Source organism: Paenibacillus sp. 11B, assembly GCF_030487755.1.
Taxonomy (GTDB): Bacteria; Bacillota; Bacilli; order Paenibacillales; family Paenibacillaceae; genus Paenibacillus; species Paenibacillus vandeheii.
The window spans coordinates 661,306-673,727 of sequence record NZ_JAUKNS010000002.1 but is presented as its reverse complement, the minus strand read 5'-3'; the positions used below and the strand labels follow the sequence as shown (position 1 = coordinate 673,727).

At 48.2% G+C, this 12,422-nt stretch carries 7 protein-coding genes; 6 read left to right on the top strand and 1 reads right to left on the bottom strand.

Annotation, left to right across the window (positions count from 1 at the left end; genetic code table 11):
* Positions 1–190 precede the first annotated feature (190 nt).
* The 4 genes from Q0V21_RS11355 to Q0V21_RS11340 all read left to right on the top strand — a co-directional run bounded on the left by Q0V21_RS11355 (position 191) and on the right by Q0V21_RS11340 (position 9,243).
* Positions 191–6,901 (top strand): DUF7507 domain-containing protein, encoded by a 6,711-nt coding sequence (locus Q0V21_RS11355; protein WP_301878947.1) that lies wholly within the window; start codon positions 191–193, stop codon positions 6,899–6,901.
* Positions 6,898–8,592, top strand: coding sequence for a DUF11 domain-containing protein (locus tag Q0V21_RS11350; protein ID WP_301878946.1), 1,695 nt, complete (start codon positions 6,898–6,900; stop codon positions 8,590–8,592). The genes Q0V21_RS11355 and Q0V21_RS11350 overlap by 4 nt, the downstream gene beginning before the upstream one ends.
* Before the next feature lie 174 nt (positions 8,593–8,766).
* Positions 8,767–9,024 carry a YolD-like family protein gene (locus Q0V21_RS11345; RefSeq protein WP_024631886.1) on the top strand — a complete coding sequence of 86 codons (258 nt, stop codon included), beginning with the start codon at positions 8,767–8,769 and terminating at the stop codon, positions 9,022–9,024.
* A 99-nt stretch (positions 9,025–9,123) separates the two neighbouring features.
* Complete coding sequence (locus Q0V21_RS11340; protein ID WP_024631887.1) at positions 9,124–9,243, top strand: hypothetical protein; 120 nt, start codon at positions 9,124–9,126, stop codon at positions 9,241–9,243.
* Positions 9,244–9,298: 55 nt separating this feature from the next.
* On the opposite strand, the gene Q0V21_RS11335 is transcribed toward Q0V21_RS11340, so the two are convergent.
* The gene (locus Q0V21_RS11335) at positions 9,299–10,558 is read right to left on the bottom strand and encodes an amino acid permease (protein WP_079344224.1); all 1,260 of its coding nucleotides are present in this window, start codon (positions 10,556–10,558) and stop codon (positions 9,299–9,301) included.
* Positions 10,559–10,732: 174 nt separating this feature from the next.
* On the opposite strand from Q0V21_RS11335, the gene Q0V21_RS11330 reads away from it, so the two are divergent.
* Positions 10,733–11,236: a ferritin gene (locus Q0V21_RS11330; protein ID WP_024631888.1), complete on the top strand. Its 504-nt coding sequence runs from the start codon at positions 10,733–10,735 to the stop codon at positions 11,234–11,236.
* 400 nt (positions 11,237–11,636) lie between these two features.
* Positions 11,637–12,377, top strand: coding sequence for a polysaccharide deacetylase family protein (locus Q0V21_RS11325; protein WP_301878944.1), 741 nt, complete (start codon positions 11,637–11,639; stop codon positions 12,375–12,377).
* Positions 12,378–12,422 lie beyond the last annotated feature (45 nt).

Here is a 12,422-nt window from a genome sequence, read left to right as displayed (position 1 = left end):
CTCGTATCTTTTAATTATAAAACACATTGCATGAAACGCAAATTATTTAATTTTGTTATATGAAAAAAAAGCTTACATAAGTGCAAAGTGCATAAAGTTCTTTTTATGGGACAAACAAAAGTCCGCATTAGGCTCATAGACTGTGTATAAAAGCTCCAATTCATATGATTGCAATTTTGATGAAGGGGAGGTGAAATTCATTCCTCTTGTCGTTCGTTCAACCGTTAATGCTACGGGAGCAATTACATTTACAGGTAATACGCTTGGACTAAGTCGATCGGAAGTAGCGGGGGCTCCTGGAACACAGGACAGTATAGGAGCTTTTACGACAACCAACGCCACCGTCCAGTACGGTACCTATCCTCTGGGAACCACGAGCCTTTATCAGAGCAACAGTTCAGCGGCTATACTCGTTCTTCCTGTTGGCAGCACCGTCTTGTATGCAGAGTTGATCTGGGGTGGAAGTTACATCAATGGAACAGTCAATCTGAGTGCTGCAATCAACAATCCGGTTACGTTTATTACACCCGCAGGAACTTTCAGTGTTACCCCTGATCCACTTACCTCCAATCAATTCGATCTGGGGAACGGCGCTTCCGGCTATGTGCGTTCAGCCAATGTTACTTCGCTTGTACAAAATGGGGGAGCCGGTACATATACCACCGGAGCAGTTGTAGGAACAATTGTCATTACTAATGATGCTACAGCCAATCATGCGGGCTGGACGCTCGGCGTCATTTACCAGAACCCCAGCCTGCCTTTTCGCAACATGTCCTTGCGTGCAGGCGGGGTACTCGTCCAATCCACCTCGGCGCCAGTTGTTACCACACTGACTGGATTTGCCACTCCGCTTTCGGGTGCATTAGGTGGGAGGGCATTGTTCAGTGCGCAGGAGGGGGACGCAAACCGGACCGGTGATCAGGCGCTATTCGGGCCGACCTCGGCAACTTCAGTTGCCTTGTCCGGACCAAACAATCTGGCTGCGAACTTTTTTGCTTCTCAAATCAACGGAGATACCGGAGCACTTAATACAACAGGGACTTTTGGTACACGAAACCAGACGAATGGCGCCCCAGGCACCAATATTATCGGCGGACGTCAAGGCTGGGATATTACCAACGTGGATGTGTCAGCCAGACTGATCAACAATCAGTCTTCTGCGGTATTAACGTTAACGACTTCCGGGGACGCCTATATTGTCAACGCCAATGCGATTCAGGTTGATATCAATGCGCCCAAAATTACAGTGGCGAAGGCATCCGTTGCCTCGGGTGCGGTAGCGGGGGATAGCATTCTCTATACCGTTACCGTCAGCAATGCAGGTACAGCCAGTGCGGCTAGCGTTGTGTTATCCGATTCGATGCCTGCAGGGCTTACCTTTATTCCCGGAAGTGTAACGGTCGCTGGTGTATCTCGGCCAACACTCGATGTGACCACCGGCATTCCGCTTGGTTCATTAAACCTATCCAACAGTATTGTTGTAACCTATCGTGGGCTCATTGGCCAGGATGCAAACATATTGCAGCTGGTGAATTCAGCGAATGCCGCGTTTACCTTTCAAAGTGTGGCAGGAGGGGCAGTGATTACGGGAGTTATTCCATCCAATAACTCTACACTTACTGTTTATTCACCCAATCTGTCCATTTTGAAGTCGGCGAGTACAACCAACGCCACAGTGGGTGATCAGGTTACGTATACGCTTCAGGTAAACAACGGGGGAAATGTTGCTGCCAACGTTACATTAACGGATAACATCCCTAGTGGAAGCTCGTATGTGGCAGGCAGCTTCCGACTGAATGGGAATGTGATTGCAGGCGCCAACCCTGCGACTGGTGTCAATTTGGGGAGTCTCGCGGCAGGGAGTACCAATACCGTAACCTTCCAGGTACTCGTAACAAGTCTGCCCACGCCTCCGACCCTTGTGGATCAAGCCACGGCCTCCTATTCCTTCAACTCGCCTGACGGTCGGACTATTAACGGAACAGTAGCGTCGAACACTCTGACCATTCCCGTTACCTTGCCTAATGTAACAACTGTAAAATCGGCATCTGTCACTGATGTTGCAGTTGGAGAGACGTTTACGTATACAATCGTTACGACCAACAGTGGCATCCAAGTGATTAACAATGTGATACTTACGGATTCTCTCCCAACAGGTACTACATTCGTACCCGGCAGTGTGACCGTCAGAGGAACTGTGGTACCATCGGCCAATCCGAGCAGTGGAGTTTCGCTGGAATCGCTGGCAGCCGGGAGTTCTGCGTCGGTGACGTTTCAGGTTAATGTGCAATCCCTGCCTGCTTCAGGTTCGTTAGTCAACCGAGCCGCAGCGTCGTATAGCTCTGGTTCGTTCACGGGGATATCGAGCTCCAATACCCTCACAACCCCTGTATATCAGGCGGTAATCGGCATTACCAAGTCCGCGAGTCAATCGAATGCGACACTGGGAGATCAGCTGGCATACACACTAGTGGTAACGAACAGCGGGAACATAGCTACCCAAGTGAATGTGACTGATACGATTCCGACAGGTCTGACGTTTGTCCCGGATTCAGTAACGGTGAATGGTAATGCGCGTCCCGGGACCAGCCCATTAACCGGAATAACGCTGGGCAGCCTCCAGCCAGGAGGAACAGCAACGGTTGTGTTCCGAACTTCACTCACTACACTCCCATCACCGCCAACGCTCGAGAATCAGGGGAGTGCTAGTTATACGTACCAGCTTCCGAGTGGACGTAATCTCTCGGGAAGCAGTGTATCCAATGTTGTTCGCATACCTGCATCGAACCCCAATATATCCATTAACAAAACAGTAAATACGCCAGACGCCACTGTAGGAGATGTGCTTACCTACACGGTCAATGCAACAAATGCAGGGAGCAGTGCAGTACAAAATCTGGTTATCTCGGATTTACCAACTGGTTCGGAATTTGTGTCAGGCAGTGTCACGATTAATGGAACTGCTGCAAGAAACGCAAGTCCAATTTCGGGCATTGCTGTCGGTACATTGAATAGCTCGAGCAGCGTAACAGTGACCTATCAAACAAGAGTAACATCCGTCCCGTCCACAGGTTCAGTCAGCAACCGGGCAAGTGCAGCATTTACGTCAGGCAGTTTTAATGGCGTTTCTTCGTCCGTCACGGTGAATACACCCATATTCCAACCGGTAATCCAAGTGGTGAAAACAGCTAGCACATCAAATTTGACGGTAGGGGATTCCTTTAATTACTCCATCCAAGTCAACAATTCAGGCAATATTGCCGCAACGGTTACCATAACCGATCCGATTCCTGCGGGAGCTGTATTCAGTACGAACAGCGTCATTATAAATGGGATACCTACACCGGGCGTTAGCCCGGCAACAGGAATTAATTTGGGATTGATTGCTGCAGGATCAAGCGCAACAGTCACATTTGTTGCAACAGTCACAAGTTTGCCGGATCCAAGGCAGTTGACTAACCAGGCAGTTGCATCATTCGCTTATACTCTTCCAAGTGGGAGAACGGTCTCCGGGTTCTCATCATCGAACACGATTACCATTCCAGTATCCCTGCCCAATGTAACGATTGTAAACAGTGACAATGTGGATTATGGCGTAGTCGGGGATGTCATTCGATACAGATCTGTTATTCGCAACAATGGAACAGTAGCAGTGAATAATGTGGTTTACATCAACCCTCTTTCTTCGAATACTCCCTTTGTACCCGGAAGTGTCATTGTGAACGGGAGTTCTTTCCCGCTCTCCAATCCGACCGCCGGCATTCCAATCGGTACTTTGGCTCCAGGAGCCGAAGTAACCGTAACTTTTGAGGTGACGATTACTATGCCGATTCCTTCACAGATTAACAATCAGTCGACGGTCAGCTTCACATCCGGTTCATTTTCGGGGTCATCATCTTCCAATACAACACAGACTCCGGTCATTCAACCGCAAATTTCACTCGTCAAAACAGCGAATACAGTGAATGCGACCGTAGGTGATACGGTTGTATACACAGTGTCTGTCAGCAATACAGGCAACCTGGCGGCAAATGTCACAGTGACGGATACCATCCCTGCTGCGACTACATTTGTATCCAACAGCGTTGTGGTTTCAGGAATACCACAGCCGGGAGCGACACCTGGAGCGGGCATACCAGTAGGAAATGTAGCTGCAGGAGCGACAGCTGTCGTCACGTTCGCGATTATAGTGGATTCCCTTCCATCTCCGCAGCAACTTAGCAATTTTGCTACATCTTCTTTTACATTTACACCTCCTGACGGGCGCACGTTAACAGGAACAGCTACTTCAAATACGCTGATATTTCCAGTCTCATCACCAAACGTAGCCGTAGTTAAAAGTACAGTTTCGACTGCGGCTGCCGTAGGTGATACAGTCACTTACTCCATTCTGGTAACGAACAGCGGAATAGAGGCGGTCAACAATATTCAGTTCTCAGATCCGATCCCTCCTGGAGCCTCCTTTGTTGCAGGCAGTGTCACGGTGAATGGGGTGGTGCAGCCCGGCTCCAATCCGGCAGGGGGGATATCGCTCGGTACGTTAGCTCCGGGAGCATCCGCTACCGTCACTTTTAGTATCAATGTCAACGCAATCCCAGCAAGCGGCCAATTAAGCAATCAATCCACAGTCAGTTTTACCTCGGGGGCTTTCTCCAGCACAACGTTCTCCAATACTGTGGTTACACCCGTCTTCCAGCCTATACTCACAGCACAAAAAACGGCCAGTACACAAAACGCTACCGTGGGGGACACCGTTAGTTATACGGTTACCGTGAGCAATCAGGGGAACTATGGTGCCCAGATTAACCTGACGGACAATATCCCTGCGGGAACCATTCTTGTTCCGAACAGTGTCATTGTGAATGGTCAGCCATTACCTGCCGCCAATCCCGCAGCAGGCATTCCGGCAGGCACAGTCGCTGCCGGGGCTACAACAACGATTACCTTTTCCGTAGTTATTGATACATTGCCCACCCCGCAACAACTGGTGAATCAGGCTTCGGTCGCTCTTTCCTTTACGCTGCCTGATGGACGCAGCATATCGGGTTCAGTTTTGTCTAATGTACTTACCATTTCAGTGTCGGCTCCAGATGTTGATGTGGTGAAATCGACGACATCTACGGCTGTATCTGTTGGGGATGTCGTAACGTACAGCATTGCAGTAACCAATAACGGAATTGCGACGGTCAGCAATGTGGTCTTCACGGATGCAGTGCCGACAAGTACTGTTCTTACAGCAAACAGCGTGTTTATTGATGGTGTTCTTCGACCAGGTGCTAACCCATCTACCGGAATAACGCTTGGTTCCATCGCACCTGGTGTTACCGTGACCGTTGTTTTCAGTGTGCAGATTACAGCGCTCCCGGCAAGTGCAGTTCTGAATAACCAGTCCACGGTAAGTTTTACATCAGGTGCGTTTTCGGCAACTACATTTTCCAATACGGTTACAACACCGGTCTATCAGCCGGTTCTGTCTGCAGTCAAAACGGGCGACCGGGCTATAGCTACGGTAGGGGATACCGTCGTTTACAGCATCGCGATCTCCAATGCAGGAAACTATGGGGCATCAGTCACGTTAACCGATACGATCCCTGCAGGAACAGAGCTCGTGCCGAATAGCGTCATTATTAACGGGGCATCTGCACCGGGTGCCGATCCTGCTTCAGGCATTCTGCTTGGCGTCGTTTCTACAACGACCTTGGTCATGTTCTCGGTCGTTATTGTTACCCTTCCGTTGAGCCAGTCCATTTCGAATCAGGCATCTGCGACATATTCTTATGCATTGCCTGACGGAAGAACTCTGGGGGGCAGTATATCGTCCAATACACTCAATATTCAGGTATCTGCGCCGGATGTACGTGTAGTGAAGACGACAGCTGCAGTGGATGCTGTGGTAGGAGATACGATTGTATATGAGATGGTTGTGACCAATAACGGAATTGATCCTGTTAATAACATTGTGTTAACTGATCCAATCAGTTCGGCTGTTACCTTTGTTACTGGAAGTGTCCTGGTAGACGGTGTTCCGCGTCTCTCGGCAAACCCTGCACTCGGCATAGCGCTGGGTTCCTTGGCACCTGGGGCATCTGTAGCGGTATCGTATGCGGTTCGGGTCAATGCGCTGCCTGCACCGCCGCAAGTGAGCAGTCAGTCATCGGTAAGTTTCACATCAGGTATCTTCTCGGGAGCAGCCTATTCGAATACGGTGGTTACGCCAATTTATCAACCAATTATTGCCGTAACCAAAACAGCAAGTACGTCCAATGCGACAATCGGTGACACCATCGTCTACTCTTTTTCCATCTCGAACAGTGGCAATCTGGCAGCGAATTTGACACTGACGGACAACATTCCGGATGGAGCAGTACTCCTTCCCAATAGCGTCCTGATTGATGGTGTTCCACAGCCAGGTGCGAATCCGGAATCAGGAATTGTGGTTGGCACGATATCTCCAGGAGGTTCCGTTAATGTGACAGTCACCCTTGAAGTTACTGTGGATTCTTTGCCGCAGAATCAGCAGCTGGTCAATCAGGCTGTGGCCAATTATACATTTAGTCCGCCGGATGGCCGTCAGTTGACCGGTACGGTATCCTCCAACGTTCTGGTGATTCCTGTCTCTGCACCAAATGTTGTCGTTGTCAAAAGCACAAGTGCAGTTGATGCTGTTGTCGGCGATGTGATCACCTATACGGTTGTGGTAACCAATACTGGCATCGAAGTGGTCAATAACGTGGTCATGGTAGACCCTGTACCAACAGGCACCGTATTTGTATCTGGAAGTGTTACGGTGGATGGCGTGGCAAGGCCTACCGGAAATCCGAATACAGGAATAACGCTCGGATCGATTGCTGCCGGTGCTTCAATTACCATTACATTCCGAGTAGAGGTTGTGGTGATATGAGCCAATCTTCCGGTCCGTTGTCCCACACGCTAAAGAATCAGTCACTGGTTCGATTCAGCTCGGGTGCGACTGAACTGGAACAGGTGGCTTATTCCAATACGGTAGTTACACCATGGATCGGCCCCAGGCTGCAAGTTCACAAGTTTTGCAACGTTGCTGAGGCTGCTCTGGGGCAGACGCTAACCTACCTGATCGAAATTATGAATTCCGGTAATTGTCCTGCCATGGTCCATTTGCTGGATTCGCTTTCATCGGAAACTTCACTTCTTCCCAATAGTGTGCTTCGGGATGGGACTCCGCTACCGGGAGTATCACCTGAGATAGGAGTTCCGGCACAGGAAGTCGCACCCGGAATGACGTTGCGAATTCATTTTCAGGTGATCATCGTCGGTCTCCCGCCGGCCCTGAAGCTGGTGAATCAAGCGAAGGTACATTATGAGTTTTTGACGCCGGAAGGGCGAACAGTTAAGGGAGAAGAGAAATCTAACGTGGTAGAAGTAAACCTGGTCTCGTCAAGTCTGTCGTTGGTTTTGAATGCAGATCGTGTTCAGACCTTTGTCGGGGATATCGTCACTTATAAGCTTTTGGTGAGCAATCCGGGTTTTATCATAGGAAACGATGCAAGTGTAATGATCCCATTGCCCAAAGGCATTGAATTTCTACCGGGAAGTGTCATAGTGAATGAGATTTTTGTTCCAGAGACGACGCCTGATTCCGGAATTTGGATTGGTGAGGTATTGCCGGGAAGAACGGTGCCAATTCAATTTCGAGTACAGATAACAGGAGGCAGCGTAGCCGAGGCCTTAACAATCCAGGCAGTGTTAGAGTATGTTTCAGGTGAAAATTTGGAGACTGTATACTCAAACGTAGCAACTTTACAAGTCGTTCAGCCCCGAATTTCGATTGCAAAAAGTGTAAAACCTCCCCTTGCTATTCCTGGGGATACCGTTCAGTATCAGATAACAGTACACAATGAAGGTTCATTTGCAGTGGATGCTGTCGTGACGGATTTTCTTCCGCCAGGCATGCGTTATGTCGAAGGAAGTCTCGGGTGGAATGGTGTAAAACGGCCTGGAACAAGTCTAGTCAAAGGCATCAATCTGGGAACGCTGACTGCACGATCTGCGGTTAATATCCAATTTGAAGTGATCCTTACAGAGCAGGAGCAGGATGCACCTGCAATCTTCGAGCTAATGAATCAGGCTCGCCTGATCTATACATTTCGCTTGCCCGATTCCCGTTCTGTGCAACGAATCATTTCCTCTAATTCGACATTTATTCAGTTGAAGTATCCTATCATCTCGGTCCATGTGGAAGTGAAGCCTGATCTGATTGAAAGGGGAGGAAATGTAACCTTTCATGTACATGTGACCAATACAGGGTCCTGGACTGCGCGGGTGCAGCTCGCTGATGTCCTTCCTTCAGGAGCCAAGTGGATTGGGGAAGCAGAAGTACGGGATCGAGCGACCATATCAGAGTATTCTTCACCAAAATATTTACATTTGGGTGAGATGGAACCTGGAGCAGAGAAAAGGGTCACTTACGTTGCACAGATATCCTCAGCCGAACAATTGGGAATCCAGCAGGGGTCCTTAACTGCAATGTATACTTACGAGTGGAACGGTCAAAGGCATTCAGGACAATCCACTTCGAATGTATATACTATTATTGTTGAAGATAGTGACGAATAATGGGAGACAACAGCTTCTGACTTGTATTCTGACTGTAAATGTAAGGGGTTTTTGCGTGGTTAAGGAGTCCTGACATTACACGAAGGTGAATGAATGGTATACTAATTAAATATGACCTCGGCAAATAACCCGTGGATTCGGGTCGTCGGATTAGCTATAGAGGAGGCCGCTACATTGGCAAAAGCAAAAGTTGCAAAAAGACCTACCCGGGATGAGTTTGAACTGGAAGAGCTGGGGAACCAACTGGTTGAAGCGTTTCATGAACGTTCGGAAGTGTTGCTGACTGTTTGGGGCAAGGAAGATCAGGTTCATGGGGTCATTGTGAAGCTGGATTCACGAACCCGGCTTGTGCATGTAGAGTATACAGAGGAAGAATTGACGGCCAAAGTGCCGTTCCTGGACATTATGCGGATTGATTCTCCACGGTACTGAGCGGAGATTATAAACAATATCTGAAACAGGGCTTCCGCCCTGTCAAATCCGTTCTCCCTGCATAAGATAACGCATACCTGTTGCAGAGGAGGTACGTCAATGAGCGAAGTATTAGGTGGAGAAGCAAGAGGCTACGGATACGGAGGTTTTACTTCTGTAGGTGCCATTCTGGTTCTGTTCATCCTGTTGGTTATCATCTCCAAAGCGTTCTTGGTATAATAATTATTCCAGATGAATAAAGGAAGCTCTGCCATAGCGGCAGAGCTTTTTTTGTTTATAGGCCGTAATGTCGTTTTCGGTTGAGTAGTCCGAACAGAACGACGATCACCACAGGGTAGAGAACGGCCCACCCGGCAAAAGGGAACACGATAGCTGTGGCCACAAAGGAAATCCAGCTGATGGTTACCCCAGTACGACTGCCCTTGAGTAATCGGATTCCTGCTGCGCATCCGCCAAGATAGGTGAGAATAAACGTTGCATTGGGCAGCTGAATGAGCGTGGTTAGCGACACCAGACCAGATCCATAGATACCCAATACGAGAGTGAAGCAGATGGCGAGGAAGCCGATTCCAGCAATTGGAGTATGGTACCGACTGGATAAACGGGACATCCATTGCGGGGCAGACCCTTGTCTTGCCAGGGCATAAGCGACACGTGAAGCGGCACCAGCGTATGCAATGACCGTAGCGGTGCAAATAAATATGCCAGTCAGCCCGGCAATTAATCCGCCCCAGGAACCCAGAGCCTGACTAATAATCCATACAAGGGAGACATCTGCTCCGCCATGAAGATAGCTTTGCGTTCCGACTGTCGCCAGAGCAGTCAGAAAATAGAGCACGCCTACAATGATAGCTGCAATCGTTACGCCTTTAATAGCTGCCTTGCGTGGATCAGTGAATTCTTCAGACAGGTGGGATACAGCCTCCCAACCAATAAAACACCAGAACAGAATGGCGCCAGCCTGACCGACACTTACCCAACCGTTCGGCATGAATGGTGTGTAATGTATGGATTCCATATTTGGAATAGCGAACACAAACGCCATGACGAGCACGATAATAATCGCCAGCACCACACCGATCTGTACCTTTCCGGCGACCTGCATGCCCACGATGTTAATGATCAGTCCAGCCGCGAGCATGGCAGCTGCGATCGCTGTTCGATACCCGTCACCAAGTTCAAGTGCCGCTGTCATATAACCTGCACCTGTAAGGGCAGCCACGGGAGCACCAATGGGAACGGACATCAGAAAGAACCAGCCAACTAAGGCTCCTGCCCGTTGTCCGAAAGCGAGAGTAACGAAATGGGACACGCCTCCTGCGTTGGGGTAGCGTGCCGAGAGTAGCCCCATGGATAGGGCAAGCGGGAGAATCAGCAGAACCATGCCTCCCCAGGCGAGGAGTGAGGCCGGGCCTGCCAGTTCGGCAGCAAGTCCGGGTACAATGAGGACACCTGAACCAAGAACCGCACTTATATAAAGCGCAACAGCTTGCGGCATGCCTATGGTTTTTTTGAGCTGCGTAGATGTGTTCATGAAATAAAAAGGCCTGCCTTCCAGAATGAAATGATTTTAGAGCGAGAACTATGTAATTATATAGGAAGAGAGGTAATCAGTCATTGGCGAATTTTGTAGAAAAATCAATGTAAGTCCAGTTGTTGTTATGGTAGAATAGGACCATCCCTAGAGAAAGAATGAGGTGTATTCCTGATGAGTAAAGAGTTGACAGAATCTCTAAATGAACAGATGAACTTCGAGTTTTATTCAGCGCATGTGTATCTTGCGATGGCTGCCTACTGTTCGAGCAAAAGCCTGGATGGATTTGCGAATTTCTTCATCGTGCAGGCGGAGGAAGAGCGGTTCCACGGGATGAAAATATACAAATTTCTGAATGATCGCGGCCAGCGTGCAACCCTCGCTGCATTGCCTGAACCAAAAAATGAGTATTCCTCAATGCTGGATGTGTTTGAACACGGATATGCACATGAGCAGCAAAATACGAAGAAATTCTACAATCTGGCTGATATTGCCCTGAATGAGCGTGAACATGCCACAATGTATTTCCTGAAATGGTTCATTGATGAGCAAGTCGAAGAGGAAGCTCTGTTTGACAATATCATTCAGAAGTTACGCCGCATCGAAAAAGACAGCAATGCTTTCTACATGCTGGACGCCGAATTTGGCAAACGTTCCTTTACTGCTCCGGCAGAGTAATCATGGACGTTAGCAATTGTAATCTGGATTAATTTGAACGGAAAGAAAATCGATCTACATATGAAAGGTCTGCTCTCGGGCAGGCTTTTTTGTTATATCATTTTAAGATTCCCTCGCTGGTTTCATATAAATTCCAGTACTAAATCTATCAGAAGCCACAATCTGGGTTAATAGAATATATGTCAACATTGATCTATCCCGTCGAATGTTCTTTTTCGAGCAAATCTATCAAATTCGTTTTATTTTTTTGGTTAATCTGACAAAAGTGTAACTCGAACGTAGCATTTGAAACGAGAATGGGACGCACTCTTTTTGATAGAATTAGGATTATCGCCAAGGGCTGCATTGAGAGAAACATCGACACCCGGGGAAATACAAGACATAAGGGAGACTTTTATTTATGCTACATATTCGTAAAACGTTCATCACCGCACTTGCTATTCTATTTATCATTCCATTGTTACTGCCGCAATCGGCTTCAGCGACATCATCCGCATCCAAGAATGCTGGAAATAAAGCGAGCTCCAAGATCATATATCTAACTTTCGATGATGGGCCGACCGCCCACACGGGACAATTGCTGGATATACTGGATCAGTACAATGCCAAAGCAACCTTCTTCATGCTCGGACCTCAGATGGAGAAATTTCAGAAGGCCACCAAGCGTATCGTTGCAGACGGACATGGACTGGGCTTGCACGGTGTAACGCATGTTCCAAGCAAATTTTATAAATCTGCATATAGTGGTTTGAAAGAAATGCAGCAGGCAAATGAAAGTCTGAACAAAGTGGCAGGCGTCAAAACGAGTCTCGTTCGCACTCCGTACGGTAGCAAACCGTATCTCAAACCTGCATACCGCAATGTTCTATTGGGTCAGGGTGGATTCCATCTGTGGGATTGGAATGTGGATTCCGAAGATTGGAAATACAAGAAGGATCATCAGAAAGTGTACAACAGCGTGATGAAGCAGATCCATAATGTGCAAAAAAGCGGAACCACCCCTGTGGTATTGATGCACGATCAGGAAGCGACATTAAAAGTACTTCCGCAAGTGTTAAAAACACTGAAAGCAGAAGGATACCATTTTGAAGTGCTGACGAAGAAAGTACAGCCCGTGAATTTCTGGAATGACAAACGTTAATATACTGGCTGGACAACAATGTAAGTTAATCTCAATAACGGCTTC